The following is a 13145-nucleotide window of genomic DNA, read 5'->3' on the forward strand; positions in this document are numbered from 1 at the left end:
CAGCAGCAGATTCGAGCGGAATGTCCGGCCCCGGGGACGCTTCGTGGCCCGGTGCCGGTTTACCCGCCGGGGTGCCGGGTAGCGCAGAAGGCATGGAGCGTGGCAACAGCAAGCACGGACCGAGGATCGACGAGCAGATGAGCCAGGAGGTCAGCGGCCTCGTTCAGGGGCCGGGGACCGGTGGCTCTCGGGTCGACGAGTCCCGGGTGCCGGAACCGGCAGGCGAAGACCAGCCGGAGACCACCACGGCCCCGGCCGGCGACCTGCGCACCGGCACCCCGCAGGGGATGAGTTCCACGGACGTCGAGCAGCGCAGCCGGCTCGGCCGGTTCATCTCGATGAGCGCGCTGCCGGGCGACCGCCTGGTGCTCATCGCCAGCGCCCGGGAGAACGAGGCGCCGGACGACATCGTGGCGGCGCTGGAGCGGCTGCCCGACGGCACCGAGTACCAGACGGTCTCCGAGGTCTGGGCCGCGCTCGGCAACCGCAACGAGACAACTCGCTGGTGAGAGGGATCGCCCCCCCGATCCTGACGACAATCGGCGACCGAAGGAGGTTCCAGATGAGTGGCGTTACCGAGCACGTCGAGGTTTCCGTACCCGTCCGCACCGCCTACGACCAGTGGACGCAGTTCGAGGAGTTCCCCCACTTCATGGAGGGTGTGCGGGAGGTCCGGCAGCTCTCCGACACGATGACCCACTGGACTGTGGACATCGCCGGTGTGAAGCGCGAGTTCGACGCCGAGATCACCGAGCAGCTCCCCGACGAGCGGGTCGCGTGGCGTTCCACAGGCGGCACGCAGCAGGCCGGTGTGGTGACCTTCCACCGGCTCGACGAGGACAAGACCCGTGTCACCCTGCAGCTCGAGTTCGAGCCGCACGGGGTGGTCGAGCAGGCCGGCGACAAGCTCGGCATCGTCGACCGGCGGGCCAAGGGCGACCTGGAGCGGTTCAAGACGTACATCGAGCGGCGCGGTCACGAGACCGGCGCCTGGCGCGGAACCGTGGACCGACCGCAGCCGTGATCGTTGAGCTGCGTTCGCGCGGTGGCCGCCGGGGTTCCCGGCGGCCACCGCCGTCTCTCCGGACGGTCCCGGCCGTTTGCGATCATCGCGCCCGGGTACGGCTGATGTCATGACGGACGACAGGGTGTGGCGGGACGAGGAACGACTCCCGCTTGAGGAGTTGGAGCGCGCCGTGGCGGGCTCCAGCATCGACGGGCAGGCCGACGATGTGACAGGCAACGACGCCGGCGAGGAGGCCGCGTTCGGGCACGGACCCGCGGCGGCGGATCGGGGCGGTCAGGCCGAGGGCGCCGGGCGCGTGCCGACCGACCCGGAGCGCGCCTACCGTCCGTCGACCACCGGCCGCACCGGCCCCGACGCCGGATAGTCCCCGCCGGGCACACCGGCCCTGGACCGGGCGGGCGCACCGGCCCCGGGCGTACCCGGACCGGTGTGCTCTCCGCCGACCCCCGCGTCGGGTCGACGGGTGCCCAGCTCGTAGATCACCACAAGCGCCAGCGCGAGCACCACAAGCGCCGGGCCGAGGATCTGCACCGACGCGGCGCCGATCAGCATGCCCAGCCCGGCCGGGACGAGCGCCCCACCCAGGCCGGCGGCGCCGATCTGGAGGCCGATAGCACGGTCGGCGTGCGCCGCGCCGACCCGCTCGGCGGTGGTGAGGGTGAGCAGCGGAAACACCGGCGCGGCGGCGAAGCCGACCACGACCAGGCCGAGCACGGCGAGCACGGCCGGCCCCGGTACGGCGATCAGCGCCGCGCCCACGGCCATGCCGGCCAGGCTGGCGCGCAACACCAACCGGGACCCCAACCGCTCGGCCACCACACCCTGCACCACACGCCCGACGAACAGGCTGCCCCAGTACGCGGAGACGCAGCCGCCGGCCACTGCCGCGCTCAGGCCACGCCCCTCGGTCAGCAGCAGGAACGCCCACAGTCCGGCGGACACCTCGATGGCCACGTACAGCGTGATGGCGAGCGTTCCCGACCAGACCGCCGGCAGACGCAGCGTGGCCAGGATCGGGACCGGAGCCACATGCGCTGACGTCCCGTCGCCGGACGAGGGAGCCGGGCCGCCACGCTGCCAGGCTCGCACGGTGAGCGCGAACGCGGCGGCGAGGACGAGTTGGGCGGCGGCAACGATGCCGTACCCCCACCGCCAGCTCAGCCCGGCGCTCAGCACACCGGTCATGACAAGCGGTCCGATCGCCACGCCCAGTCCGAAGAAGGCGTGCAGCCAGTTCATGTGGCGCGGGCCGAAGGCGCCGGCGGCGTACGCGTTGAGCCCGGAGTCGATCGCCCCGGAGCCCAGCCCGAGCACAAGCGCGCAGCCCACGATCACCGCGAAGGCGGGGCTCAGGGCGTAGCCGGTAAGCGCCAGGCTGGCCAGCAGGGTGCTGCCGGCCAGCAGCGCGCCAACGCCGAGTCGGGCCAACGTGAACCCGGCGAGCACGCTGGAGGTGAGATAACCCACGGTGCCCGCGGTGAGCAACAGCCCGACCGCCCCGGTCGACACGCCGAACTCCGTGCGGATCGACGGCCAGCCGACGCCGAGCAGCCCGTCGGGCAGCCCGAGGCTGACGAACCCGAGGTAGGCGAGCAGGAGCAGCGAGGCGCGGGGTGGCGTGGGCGCGGTGGACACGAGACGCCATCCTGCCGCAGCGGCAGTTTAGTGCCGATGGCAGGTGGCCACCGGGTGTGACGGTAAGTGCGGTCCGATCGGTCGAGAAAGCGGACAGCTCATCCAGAATCGGCCGATCGGGTGACGGCAATCCGGTTGGTTCGCGTCAGACTTTCGGGATGCATCAAGGCACCGGAATCCTCTCCACGCGTCAGCGCCGCCTCGCCTGGCTCGGCTTCCTGCTCGCCGCGCTGCAGGCGCCCGTGTCGGCCTGGCTGGTCTCCGACGAGTCATGGCTGTTCAGCGTCTGTGTCGCGCTCATGGTGGCGACCGTGATCATCGCCGACGACGCGGCCCGCCGCCGGCCGGCCGGCGCGACAACAGGCGACTAGCCCTCGCCGGCCGGTCGGGCCTCGTGCCCCGGCCGGCCCCGGCTACGGCGGTGCTCCTTCATCTCCGCCTCGTACAGGTGCCGCCGCCCGCCCACCAGCTCGTCGCGGGCCTGCCGATCCAGCTCCCGGAACAGCGCGTGGTAGCCGTCGTCGAAGTCCTCGACGATCTGGAACGTCCACCTGCCGGCGATCACGTTGCGGCCGAGCAGTTCGGTGTCGATCCGCTCGGCGATGTGCGGGTGACCTGCGGCACGGAACCGCTCCACCGCGTCGTCGAGCATCAGGTCGGCGTGCCCGATCAACTGGTGCAACGAGTACAGGTGCCCCCGGGCCCGTTCCACGCACTCCAGCGCCTCGCTGAGCTTGCCGAGCGCGGCCACCGTCTCGTCGCTCACCCCCGCCGGCCGCCGGTGCTGCTCGTCCGGCCCGTCCACCTGCTCCCCCATTGCCACCTCCGGTGCTCTGTGCCCTGCTGCGCGGTGTCTCTCCTGCTGCCCTCTCTGTGCCGGATCAACCCTCGCGGCCAGCCCCGAGTCGTCCGGTGGCACCAACCACACCCGCCGCCTGGCCGAGGCGGATCCGGTCACCTGTCGGTTAGCCTCGGTCACCATGCGTGTGTCCTTCAAGCGGGTCGCTTCCCGTACCGCCGTCGACTCGGCGCGGTCCACCCTGGCCGCCCTCACGGTCGCCGTGGGCACCGCCGGGCTGGCCGCCGCAGCCGCGCGGCCCGGCCTGCTCGCCCTTGTCGACCAGCACGCGGCAGCCGTTCGGGACAGCCTGGACGGAGACCGCCGTCCCCTGACCGCCGCCGCCCTCGCCGGCTACGCCGAAGGGGTCCGCGTCGCCGCACTGGAGCACGGGTGGGTGCCGCCGAGCGGCCCGGTGGACTGGAGCGAGCCGGAGTGGCCGCTCGCCCGACTGATCGCCGTCTGCGCGCTGGCCCGTTCCCTCAGCGACGCCTGAGCGCAAGGGACACCTGAGCGCACGCGCGAGAGGGCGCCCGCGCCACAACGCGGACACCCTCCCGTGACGATCCGTACGTGTCGCCCCGCTACGGGCGGTACTGCTGGGTTTCGTCGGCCGCACCGGACTGGTACGTGCCGCGCCCACCGGACATCGTCGACTGCTCGTCGACCCGGGGCATGTTCTGCGTGCGCTCGCCGCCACGGTCGGCCATCTGCCGCTCCATGTCGCCGCGCCCGGCAGCGTTTGCCCGCCGGTTCTCCTGCACCGCTCGGGCTTCCTCGGCGGCCCGGTGCAGCCAGCCGTCCCAGCGGTTCTGCATCGGTTTCACCAGACCGCCACCGACACCGACGATCAGGATGCCGGCCACCGTGGCGAGCACCGCGATCAGCACAGGTGTGGTGACCGTGGTGGCGATACCCACCTGGTTCAGCGCGGCGATCACGCCGAGCGCGATGATGAAGATCGCCGTCAGGTCGGCCAGGACCTTGCCGTACGACAGACCGCCCAGCGCCCCGGTGACCAGATCCCGGACAGCGTTGGCGATCGCGGCCGCCACCACCACGACGATGATCGCGACGAACGCCCGTGGCAGCCAGGCCACCACGCCCCTGATCAGGTCACTGATCGCGTTGGGCCCCCAGACGCCGAAGGCGAACTGCAGTGTGAACAGCAGGACGGCGTAGTAGGCCAGTCTGGCCAGGATGTCGCTGGCGTCGTACTTCGTTCTCTCCAGTGCTCGTTTGATGCCTCCGCGTTCGACCGCCTCGTCGAACCGCAACCGTTCCAGCACCGTGTCCACGATCTTGAGAACCGCTCGAGCGATGAGCCAACCGACCACGAGGATGACGATGAAGGCCACTGCCTTCGGGATGAAGAGCAGCACCGATCTCCACGTGTCGGCGACGGCATCGCCGATGTCGGCCTGCCGAACCGCGAGGGTTTTCAGCATGATGTCCCTCCTGTCGCATGGACTGCGCCGGGCGCATACCCGGCCACAGGTGCGGCAGTCCGAGCGGCTCGCAGCCATTTTTCCGACAAGTCGACCGACAGTGGCCCTGGCCAGCCCTAACAGTCACGACTCCAGACCTGGCGGCGACCCGCCGCCATGATCAGATGCGGCTGTCCGGCAGGCGACTAGGCTGCGAACATGCCAGGAACGGTCGGGCGAGTCCCCACGCCAGCAACCCCGGTCCCGGGCGCAACCACCGGGCCCGGCGCGACCGCCGCCGTGCTCGCCCACGACTGGGCCGCCACTCCCCTCGGCCCCCGCGACAGGTGGGACACGGCGGTCCGGACCGTGGTCGACCTGATCCTCGGCTCACCGATGCCGATGGCCCTCGCGTACGGCGACGACCTCGTCCTGCTCTACAACGACAGCTACGCCGAGTTGTTGGGCGACAAGCACCCGGCAGCCCTGGGCCGCCCGGCGGCCGAGGTGTACGCCGATGTCTGGGGGCTGTCCGGCTGGGGTGAGATGATCGAGCGCACCTACCGGCAGGGCGTGCCGTTCGTGGAGAAGGAGTCCACGGCCCTCGTGGTCCGTGGCCGCTCCAGGGTGGCCGAGCAGATGGTCTTCACCCGGGGCCACTCGGCCGTACGCGACAACTCCGGGCGCATCCTCGGGATCCTGACGGTCGCCGCCGAGACCACCCACGTGACCCAACAGTTGCAGAGTCTCAGCCAGGTCGCGGCCGCGCTCGCCGGCACCCTCACCCTCGACGACGTGGCCCGGGTCGCGCTGCGCCACGCGATCACCACGTTCGACGCCGATCGGGTCTCGTTCGTGGTCGACGAGGGCGGCGGTGGTTGGCGGATGGTCCGCCGAGTACGCGGCGAACTGCTCGACGAGGCCGACGAGCGGTTGCCGCCGCTGTGGCGACGGGCGTCAACGGACTGGTCCGGCCCGGTGGCGCACGCCGTCCGCTCCGGCGAGCCGTCGTTCATACGCGACGGGCAGCCGCTGCGGGAGTCGGCCGCGGACCGCCACGACCAGAAGGTGCAGGCCCTCGCCGTGCTGCCCCTGGGCACCTCGGTGATCCGTGGCGGCCTGACGGTCGGCTACCAGGTGCCGCACTCCTGGTCGGCCGCCGAGCGGGCGCTGCTGGCCGCCTCGGCGGAGCTGATCGGTCAGGCGGCGGAGCGGGCCCGCCGGTTCGAGACCCAGCACGGCACGGCTCAGCTGCTACAGCGCAGCATGTTGCCGGAGAACCTTCCGGACCTGCCCCGGCTGCGGATCGCGGCCCGCTACGACCCGGGGGTGGACGGCAACGCGGCCGGCGGTGACTTCTACGACGCCTTCCTGTTGCCCACCGGCGGGCTCGGTGTGGTGCTCGGCGACGTCGCCGGGCACGACGTGCAGGCCGCGGCGCGGATGGGCCAGGTGCGGGCGGCGTTGCGGGCGCTGGCCCTGTCCGACCCGGCGCCGGACGCGGTGCTGGCCGGGCTGGACCGGCTGGTGACCAGCCTCGGGGCCGAGGCCCGCACGCACGAACTGTTCGTCACTGTGGTGTTCGGTGTCATCGACGCGCAGCGGCGGGAGCTGACTCTCGCCAGTGCCGGTCATCCCGCTCCGCTGATCCGCAGGTGCACCCCGGACGGCAGGTCGTACGCCGAGTACGTGGACGTGCCGGCCGGCCCTCCGCTGGGGCTGGGCGGACGGCCGGCGACGATCACCGTCGCCTTCCCGCCCGGCGACACGCTGCTGCTGTTCAGCGACGGCGTCGTGGAGCGCCGCCGGCAGAGCCTCACCGCCGGGTTGGACGCCCTCGGCGATGCCGTGGCCAAGGCCGGGAGCAGTGATCCCCGTGCGCTCTGCGCGGTGGCCACCGCGTCGGTGCCGGGCGGCACCGAGGACGACGTGGCCGTGCTGGCGGTCGAGCACGCGCTCATGCCGAGCCGTTCGGCGGCGATGGAGGTGCCGGCGGAGCCGACCGCGCCGAGCCGGGTCCGGCACTGGATGACCGACCAGCTCACCGAGTGGCAGGTCGCCGAGTCGGTGATCGGCGCGGCGGTGCTGTGCACGAGCGAGCTGACCACGAACGCGCTGCTGCACGCGGGCACCGCCGCGCGGGTGGAGATCGACCTCAGCCCGGAGCGGCTGCTGGTGTCGGTCGCCGACTCCGGCACCCGGGGCACCGTGACCCGGGCGCGTACCGACACGTTGAGCAGTCGCGGTCGTGGTCTCGGCCTGATCGAGGAGCTCAGCGACGCCTGGGGCACCGACCCGTCGGTGCGCGGTTCCACTGTCTGGTTCGAGATCCTCGTTCCGCCGGCCGAGCCCCGCTGAGGTCGGTAGGCGAAGCACTGTCCACACGAATCAGTCGGCAACCGGACGGGTAGGAGTGCCGCCATGGCTAACGAACGACCCACAGGGGTCCTCTTCGACGTCGATGGCACCCTCGTCGACACCACCTACCTCCACACGGTGAGCTGGTGGGAGGCGCTGCGCCAGGCCGACCAGCCGGTGCCGATGGCGACTGTGCACCGCGCGATCGGGATGGGCGCGGACAAGCTCCTCGATCACCTGCTCGGCCCGGAGCGGGACCGCGACGACGACCCGAAGCTGCGCGACGCGCACGACACCCTGTACGCCGAGTACTGGGAACGGCTCACGCCGCTGCCCCGGGCGGCGGACCTACTGCGTGCCTGCGCCGAGCGGGGGCTGCGGGTGGTGCTCGCGACCTCCGCCGCGGAGCACGAGGTCGGTGCGCTGCGCCGGGCGCTGAACGCCGACGACGTGATCGACACCGTCACCTCGTCGGCGGACGCGAAGGAGAGCAAGCCGGCACCGGACATCCTGGTGGCGGCTCTGGACCAGTCCGGGCTGGCCGCCGAGCGGGTGGTCTTCGTCGGCGACTCGGTCTGGGACGTCGCGGCGGCCGGCAAGCTGAACATCCCGTGCGTGGGGCTGACCTGCGGCGGCACCAGCCGGGGCGAGTTGGCGGGCGCGGGCGCGGTTGCCGTGTACGACGACCCGGCAGCGCTGCTGGCCGCGCTGGCCGACTCACCGCTCACCACGCCGAGATAGATCATGTCGGATGGCGTGAGCGCGCACGCATAGCGGCACGCCATTCGGGGCATCTGTGGCCACCTGCCCGCACCACGCGGGTGCGGCGAAGGGGTGGTGCCGTGGACCCGGTAGACGTGGAGTTCGCGCTTGTGGGCCTGGGAACTCTGCTGGCGGGCATCCTGCCCCGGGTGTTGGAGCGCCGCCCACTGTCCATGCCCATAGCGTTCCTCGCCCTCGGCATGGTGGTGTTCCTGCTGCCGGTCGGGCTGCCGACACCGGACCCGCTGGCCCACCCGGAGCTGGCCACCCACCTGACCGAGATCGGGGTGATCGTCGCCCTGATGGGCGCCGGCCTCAAGATCGATCGCCCGTTGAGCTGGGCCCGCTGGTCGTCGACCTGGCGGCTGCTGGCCATCGCGATGCCGCTGTGCATCGCAGCGGTGGCGCTGCTCGGTTGGTGGTGGGCCGGCCTGGTGCCGGCGGCGGCGCTGCTGCTGGCCGCCGCGCTGGCACCTACCGATCCGGTGCTCGCCGCCGACGTGCAGGTCGGCGAGCCGACCGATGTGGAGGATTCCGAGGACGAGGTCCGCTTCGCGTTGACCTCCGAGGCCGGCCTCAACGACGGGTTGGCGTTCCCGTTCGTGTACGCGGCAATCGCCATCGCCTCGACAAGCCTCGCCCCGCGCGAGTGGCTGGCCGACTGGTTCGCCGTCGACGTGCTCTGGAAGGTCGGCGTCGGTGTCGGCGGCGGCCTGCTCATCGGTTGGCTGCTCGGCAAGCTGTTCTTCCGGGCGCCCAGCCAGTTGCGGTTGGCCCGGCACGCCGAGGGCTTCCTGGCCCTGGCCGCCACCTTCCTGGCGTACGGGCTTGTGGAGGTGGCCGGCGGGTACGGCTTCCTGGCGGTGTTCGTGGCCGCGCGGGCGATCCGGGCCGCCGAGCGGACCCACGAGTTCCATTCGGTGCTGCACGACTTCGCCGAGCAGATCGAGCGGCTGCTGACCCTTGTGCTGTTGCTGCTGCTGGGCGGCGCGATCGTGGGTGGCCTGCTGGCACCGTTGACCTGGCGGGCGGCGGCCGTCGGGCTGGTGCTCGTCTTCCTGGTCCGACCTGTCGTCGGCTGGCTGTCGCTGCGCGGCGCGCCGGGCCGGCCGGCCGAGCACGTGGTGATCTCGCTGTTCGGCATCCGCGGGGTGGGCTCGTTCTACTACCTCGCGTACGCCACCACGAAGGCGGACTTTCCGCAGGCCGAGTTGCTCTGGGCGACGGTCGGGCTGGTGGTGCTCGTCTCGGTGGTGGTGCACGGGGTCGCGGCCACCCCTGTCATGCAGTTGTTGGACCGGCAGGGCGAGCGGACCGCGGACCCGTCCGAACGCGACGGTGACGCCCGGCCCGTCGCCGCCGGGCACGCCTGAGCCCCGGCCGTCAGGCGAGGCGGGCCGCCAGGGCGCGGCCGAGGTCGCGGCCCGAACGCCAGGCGCTCTGCACCCGGGGCGTCCCGAACGCGTCGCCGGCAAGGCCGATGCCGTCGGCGTCGAGGTGACAGGTGGCGCCGGTGGGGTCGCCGGTCGGCTTCGCGTACGTCCAGCGGTGCACGTGCACGTCGGCTGCCTGCTCGGGCAACCCGAGGAGGTCCCGCACGGCCTGCTCGATCGCCGGGCCGGCTCCGGTGGGCTGGGCCAGGTGCCCGGCGGCGAACTCCGGCACCGTGTGCGCGACGAGCACCGGCGCGTCGTCACCTCGCCGGTCGCCGTCGTCGCAGACCAGGTTGAGCACCGGGTGGTCGTTGACGAACGCGCCGTGGAAGGCCGGCCAGCGTCGGGACGGAAACCGCAGCACCGCGGACAGCGTGGGTGACCAGGCCTGGGCCTGCACGGCACGGGTGGCCTCGGCCAGGGCGGGGTCGAGCAGCAGGGCGGCCTGCGGCCCGGGCATAGCCAGGGCGACAGCGTCGAACCGGTCGCCGTCCACCACCGGCCCGGGTTCCACTGTCAGCACCAGCCGGTCGACGGTCAACGGCACCGGCCCGGCGAGGTGTTCGACGAGCGACCGCAGCCCGCGTGGCGCGGCGTACCGCATCGGGCCTGGCGCGTCGTGGCGGCCGTGCGTGTCGTACGACTGGAAGGTGTCGGTCCACTCCCGGACCAGGCCGGCGGCGCGCCACGTGTCGACCACCGCGGCGAAGTCCGGGTCGCTGACGGTGAAGTACGCGGCGCCGATGTCGGCGGGGCGACCCGCGAAGCGCTTGCTGGCCATCCGGCCGCCACACACGTGCCCCCGCTCACGGACCCGCACCGGCACGCCGGCCCGGACCAACTCCACCGCGCAGGCCACGCCGGCGATGCCCGCCCCGACCACCACCACACCCCGTTGCCGGCTCATTGGTTGATCGTAGGTGCCCGTCGGCGGCATGAACCGGCGCCGACCGGGGTACTGGCACACCTGTTCGAAGAAAGGGTGATGACGATGACTGACCACCGCAACGAGCAGGCCGACCCACGCGGCGCGATCAAGGACCCGGATGAGTGGGTCACCGGTGACGAACCGCCCACGGCGGCCCAGGAGTCGTACCTGGCCACCCTCGCCCGGGAGGCGGACGCGCCGCTGCCGGACGACCTCACCAAGGCGGAGGCGTCCAAGCGGATCGACGAGCTCCAGGCCGAGACCGGTCGGGGCCGGCAGGACTAGCGGCGAGCGGGCAGCCGGTGCAGCTCGACATCAGTCAGGCGCGCGGCGCGGATCTCGGCGGTGAGGTAGGTGGCGTGCGGCTGGGACCGGCGGTCGGTGGGTGAGCCGGGGTTGAGCAGGCGCAGCCCGCCGGGGGCCACGGTGTCCCACGGGATGTGCGAATGTCCGAAGACCAGCAGGTCGGTGTCGGGGAAGCGGGCCGCGCACCGCTGCTCACGGCCGGTCCGGGGGCCGGTCTCGTGCACCACGGCCACCCGCAGGCCGTCGAGGTCGGCCCGGGCCACCTCGGGCAGCCGGGCCCGCAGCGCCGGGCCGTCGTTGTTGCCGTACACCCCGATCAGTCGCCGCGACCGCGCGGTCATCGCGTCGAGCAGCGACTCGTCGACCCAGTCGCCGGCGTGCACCACCACGTCGGCCGCCTCGATGGCCGTCCAGAGCGGCCCGGGCAGGTCCCGGGCCCGCTTGGGCAGGTGGGTGTCCGCCGTCAGCACCAACCGCATCAGGGCATTGTCCCAGACGGCACATGCCGTGGCGGATGGCGTTACCGCTCGACGCTTGCGGGAACCCGGTGCTCTGACGAGGGAGGATGCTCATGACCTCAGCTTCGGGGCCGACCGCCGCATGGCGGCCCGGCGCACAGAACGGCAACCTGCTTCCGGCCGGTCCGGGAGGCCGCCTTTCCGCACCGGCAGGTGACGGGCACGGGCCGGAGAGCGGCCCGCCCACGGTGACGATCGGCTCGTATCCGGACTATCCGGCCGCGCAGCGGGTGGTCGACCATCTGGCCGACAACCGCTTCCCGGTGGAGCACAGCGCCATCGTCGGCACCAACCTCACACTCGTGGAGACGGTGCTCGGCCGGATGACCACCGGCCGTGCCGCCCTGCTCGGCGCCGGCACCGGCGCCTGGTTCGGGCTCTTCATCGGCCTGCTGTTCGGCATCTTCACCGTCGGCAACTGGCTGGCGGTGATCCTGGTGGGCCTGGTCATCGGTGCGATCTGGGGTGCCGTCTTCGGCGCCGTCGCGCACGCGATGACCGGCGGGCAGCGGGACTTCACATCGGCCAGTTCCCTACGCGCCGGCCAGTACGCGGTGATCGTCGACGCGCAGCTGGCCGACCAGGCCCGGCAGGTGCTGGCCCGACTGCGGATGCCGCAGACGGCGAACGCCCACTGACCCACCCGGCCGTCGACCGGCCGTCCCGGCAGCACGCCGGGGCGGCCGGTCAGTCGTGGTACGCCAGCTCTCCGGCGCGCAGCGGCACGTCGAGGCGGTTCTCCGGCGGCGCCAACGGGCAGGCCCAGCGGTCGTCGTAGGCGCAGCTCGGGTTGTAGAGATAGTTGGCGTCCAGCCGGACCCGGTCGCCGGGCAGCAGCTCGACGCCCCGGCCGAAGGTGCCCTTCACCGTGTCGGTGAGGTACCGCCCACCGCCGTAGGTCTCCTGCCCGCAGGTGCCGTCGCGCAGGGGCACGAACAGCCCACCCCCGTACGCCTCGATCCACCACAGGGTCAGCGGCCCCCACGGCGTCTGCGCCACAGCGACCCGGCGGTACGCGACAACGCCGTCCGGCCCGCCGGTGTCGACCCGGAGTTCGCCGGTTGCGGGCCGCAGCGCCGCCTCGACCACCGCGTCCGGGTTCGGCGGGAAGTAGCGCACCCCTGTGAACCCGGCTCGATCGGCGGGCGGGATGGGGCTCTGCGGGTGGGTGGCGAAGAGGTCGTCGCGGCCGGCGCGGAAGCCGGCGAGGTCGACGTCGGACAGGTACAGCCGCGCCATCCGCTCGCGCCAGTCGGCCAACTCGAGATCCTGCACCCCTCCGAGCCTAGGCGCTGGCCGGCCAGTTGCTCAGGACAGCGTCGAGGGCGTCGAGGGTGCGCGCCCAGGAGTCGTCCGCGCTGCGGGGCGTGTGGCGGAACCCGCCGGTCTTCTCCAGGCTGACGAAGCCGTGGAAGGTGCTGTGCATCATCCGCACCGCGTCGGTCTGGTCCGGCTCGCCGAGGCGGTAGCCGCGCAGGATCGCCCGCGTCATCTCCGCGTGCCGGACACCCGCGCTCGCGGCGGCCGTCTCGGGGTCGAGGTCGATCTGCATGGCGGCGTACCGCCCGGGGTGCTGTTTCGCATAGTCCCGGTACGCGTCGGCGAAGGCCACCAGCGCGTCCTTGCCGGCACGGCCGGCGAGCGCGTCGGCGACCCGGTCGGCCAGCTCCGCGAGTGCCAGCAGCGCCACCCGGGCGCGCAGATCCTGGGCGTTCCTGAGGTGGAAGTAGAGGCTCGCGTCCTTGACACCGAAGGCGCGGGCGAGCGCCGCGACTGTGACGTTTGGCAGGCCGACCTCGTCGGCCAGGTCGGCGGCGGCCAGCGTCAGACGCTCGGCGGTCAGCCCGGCACGTGCCACGCGGCAGCCTCCAAAACTAGCCTCCTTATTCGTTTGCCTAGGAGCGCTAGGCTAC

17 protein-coding genes are annotated in these 13145 nt (G+C 72.5%); 10 read left to right on the forward strand and 7 right to left on the reverse strand.

Annotated features, from left to right (window positions below; translation table 11 throughout):
- Window positions 1–92 precede the first annotated feature (92 nt).
- The 3 genes from ACFY2Q_RS23465 (at window position 93) to ACFY2Q_RS23475 (ending at window position 1391) form a co-directional block, all read left to right on the forward strand.
- Window positions 93–509: a DUF2795 domain-containing protein gene (locus tag ACFY2Q_RS23465; protein WP_387133584.1), complete on the forward strand. Its 417-nt coding sequence runs from the start codon at window positions 93–95 to the stop codon at window positions 507–509.
- Between the two features lie 53 nt (window positions 510–562).
- On the forward strand, window positions 563–1024 hold the full coding sequence (locus ACFY2Q_RS23470) for an SRPBCC family protein (RefSeq protein WP_387133586.1): 462 nt from the start codon (window positions 563–565) through the stop codon (window positions 1022–1024).
- Between the two features lie 109 nt (window positions 1025–1133).
- Window positions 1134–1391, forward strand: coding sequence for a hypothetical protein (locus tag ACFY2Q_RS23475; protein ID WP_387133587.1), 258 nt, complete (start codon window positions 1134–1136; stop codon window positions 1389–1391).
- On the opposite strand, the gene ACFY2Q_RS23480 is transcribed toward ACFY2Q_RS23475, so the two are convergent.
- Entirely contained in the window at window positions 1346–2662 is a 1317-nt protein-coding gene (locus ACFY2Q_RS23480) for an MFS transporter (RefSeq protein WP_387133589.1), read from the reverse strand. The genes ACFY2Q_RS23475 and ACFY2Q_RS23480 overlap by 46 nt on opposite strands.
- Before the next feature lie 158 nt (window positions 2663–2820).
- Here ACFY2Q_RS23480 and ACFY2Q_RS23485 point away from each other — a divergent pair, with 158 nt between their 5' ends.
- Window positions 2821–3033: a hypothetical protein gene (locus ACFY2Q_RS23485; RefSeq protein WP_387133590.1), complete on the forward strand. Its 213-nt coding sequence runs from the start codon at window positions 2821–2823 to the stop codon at window positions 3031–3033.
- On the opposite strand, the gene ACFY2Q_RS23490 is transcribed toward ACFY2Q_RS23485, so the two are convergent.
- Window positions 3030–3479 (reverse strand): hypothetical protein, encoded by a 450-nt coding sequence (locus tag ACFY2Q_RS23490; protein WP_387133592.1) that lies wholly within the window; start codon window positions 3477–3479, stop codon window positions 3030–3032. The genes ACFY2Q_RS23485 and ACFY2Q_RS23490 overlap by 4 nt on opposite strands.
- A 163-nt stretch (window positions 3480–3642) precedes the next feature.
- Here ACFY2Q_RS23490 and ACFY2Q_RS23495 point away from each other — a divergent pair, with 163 nt between their 5' ends.
- Window positions 3643–3996 (forward strand): DUF6401 family natural product biosynthesis protein, encoded by a 354-nt coding sequence (locus ACFY2Q_RS23495; RefSeq protein WP_387133593.1) that lies wholly within the window; start codon window positions 3643–3645, stop codon window positions 3994–3996.
- 88 nt (window positions 3997–4084) lie between these two features.
- On the opposite strand, the gene ACFY2Q_RS23500 is transcribed toward ACFY2Q_RS23495, so the two are convergent.
- On the reverse strand, window positions 4085–4948 hold the full coding sequence (locus ACFY2Q_RS23500) for a hypothetical protein (RefSeq protein ID WP_387133594.1): 864 nt from the start codon (window positions 4946–4948) through the stop codon (window positions 4085–4087).
- Window positions 4949–5146: 198 nt separating this feature from the next.
- On the opposite strand from ACFY2Q_RS23500, the gene ACFY2Q_RS23505 reads away from it, so the two are divergent.
- The 3 genes from ACFY2Q_RS23505 to ACFY2Q_RS23515 all read left to right on the forward strand — a co-directional run bounded on the left by ACFY2Q_RS23505 (window position 5147) and on the right by ACFY2Q_RS23515 (window position 9420).
- On the forward strand, window positions 5147–7285 hold the full coding sequence (locus tag ACFY2Q_RS23505) for a SpoIIE family protein phosphatase (protein WP_387133595.1): 2139 nt from the start codon (window positions 5147–5149) through the stop codon (window positions 7283–7285).
- Between the two features lie 63 nt (window positions 7286–7348).
- Window positions 7349–8026 carry an HAD family hydrolase gene (locus ACFY2Q_RS23510; RefSeq protein WP_387133596.1) on the forward strand — a complete coding sequence of 226 codons (678 nt, stop codon included), beginning with the start codon at window positions 7349–7351 and terminating at the stop codon, window positions 8024–8026.
- A gap of 101 nt (window positions 8027–8127) precedes the next feature.
- Window positions 8128–9420, forward strand: coding sequence for a cation:proton antiporter (locus tag ACFY2Q_RS23515; RefSeq protein ID WP_387133597.1), 1293 nt, complete (start codon window positions 8128–8130; stop codon window positions 9418–9420).
- 10 nt (window positions 9421–9430) lie between these two features.
- Here ACFY2Q_RS23515 and ACFY2Q_RS23520 read toward each other — a convergent pair whose 3' ends face one another.
- Window positions 9431–10369, reverse strand: a complete 939-nt coding sequence (locus ACFY2Q_RS23520) for an NAD(P)/FAD-dependent oxidoreductase (protein ID WP_387133688.1) — start codon at window positions 10367–10369, stop codon at window positions 9431–9433.
- Between the two features lie 102 nt (window positions 10370–10471).
- Here ACFY2Q_RS23520 and ACFY2Q_RS23525 point away from each other — a divergent pair, with 102 nt between their 5' ends.
- The gene (locus ACFY2Q_RS23525; RefSeq protein ID WP_387133599.1) at window positions 10472–10693 is read left to right on the forward strand and encodes a DUF3072 domain-containing protein; all 222 of its coding nucleotides are present in this window, start codon (window positions 10472–10474) and stop codon (window positions 10691–10693) included.
- Here ACFY2Q_RS23525 and ACFY2Q_RS23530 read toward each other — a convergent pair.
- Window positions 10690–11193: a metallophosphoesterase family protein gene (locus ACFY2Q_RS23530; RefSeq protein ID WP_387133601.1), complete on the reverse strand. Its 504-nt coding sequence runs from the start codon at window positions 11191–11193 to the stop codon at window positions 10690–10692. The genes ACFY2Q_RS23525 and ACFY2Q_RS23530 overlap by 4 nt on opposite strands.
- A 92-nt stretch (window positions 11194–11285) precedes the next feature.
- Between ACFY2Q_RS23530 and ACFY2Q_RS23535 the strand changes: the two genes are divergently transcribed.
- Window positions 11286–11870, forward strand: coding sequence for a general stress protein (locus tag ACFY2Q_RS23535; protein ID WP_387133603.1), 585 nt, complete (start codon window positions 11286–11288; stop codon window positions 11868–11870).
- 49 nt (window positions 11871–11919) lie between these two features.
- On the opposite strand, the gene ACFY2Q_RS23540 is transcribed toward ACFY2Q_RS23535, so the two are convergent.
- Entirely contained in the window at window positions 11920–12507 is a 588-nt protein-coding gene (locus ACFY2Q_RS23540) for a DUF1684 domain-containing protein (RefSeq protein ID WP_387133605.1), read from the reverse strand.
- A 10-nt stretch (window positions 12508–12517) separates the two neighbouring features.
- On the reverse strand, window positions 12518–13090 hold the full coding sequence (locus tag ACFY2Q_RS23545) for a TetR/AcrR family transcriptional regulator (protein WP_387133606.1): 573 nt from the start codon (window positions 13088–13090) through the stop codon (window positions 12518–12520).
- Window positions 13091–13145: the final 55 nt, after the last annotated feature.

Origin of the sequence: Micromonospora sp. NPDC000316 (assembly GCF_042898885.1) — a bacterium.
Lineage (GTDB): Bacteria > Actinomycetota > Actinomycetes > Mycobacteriales > Micromonosporaceae > Micromonospora.

Coding starts and splice junctions, on each gene's coding strand:
- ACFY2Q_RS23505 (WP_387133595.1), top strand. CDS start 5,147: ATGCCAGGAACGGTCGGGCGAGTCCCCACGCCAGCAACCCCGGTCCCG.
- ACFY2Q_RS23485 (WP_387133590.1), top strand. CDS start 2,821: ATGCATCAAGGCACCGGAATCCTCTCCACGCGTCAGCGCCGCCTCGCC.
- ACFY2Q_RS23490 (WP_387133592.1), bottom strand. CDS start 3,479: ATGGGGGAGCAGGTGGACGGGCCGGACGAGCAGCACCGGCGGCCGGCG.
- ACFY2Q_RS23470 (WP_387133586.1), top strand. CDS start 563: ATGAGTGGCGTTACCGAGCACGTCGAGGTTTCCGTACCCGTCCGCACC.
- ACFY2Q_RS23500 (WP_387133594.1), bottom strand. CDS start 4,948: ATGCTGAAAACCCTCGCGGTTCGGCAGGCCGACATCGGCGATGCCGTC.
- ACFY2Q_RS23530 (WP_387133601.1), bottom strand. CDS start 11,193: ATGCGGTTGGTGCTGACGGCGGACACCCACCTGCCCAAGCGGGCCCGG.
- ACFY2Q_RS23510 (WP_387133596.1), top strand. CDS start 7,349: ATGGCTAACGAACGACCCACAGGGGTCCTCTTCGACGTCGATGGCACC.
- ACFY2Q_RS23535 (WP_387133603.1), top strand. CDS start 11,286: ATGACCTCAGCTTCGGGGCCGACCGCCGCATGGCGGCCCGGCGCACAG.
- ACFY2Q_RS23475 (WP_387133587.1), top strand. CDS start 1,134: ATGACGGACGACAGGGTGTGGCGGGACGAGGAACGACTCCCGCTTGAG.
- ACFY2Q_RS23465 (WP_387133584.1), top strand. CDS start 93: ATGGAGCGTGGCAACAGCAAGCACGGACCGAGGATCGACGAGCAGATG.
- ACFY2Q_RS23495 (WP_387133593.1), top strand. CDS start 3,643: ATGCGTGTGTCCTTCAAGCGGGTCGCTTCCCGTACCGCCGTCGACTCG.
- ACFY2Q_RS23525 (WP_387133599.1), top strand. CDS start 10,472: ATGACTGACCACCGCAACGAGCAGGCCGACCCACGCGGCGCGATCAAG.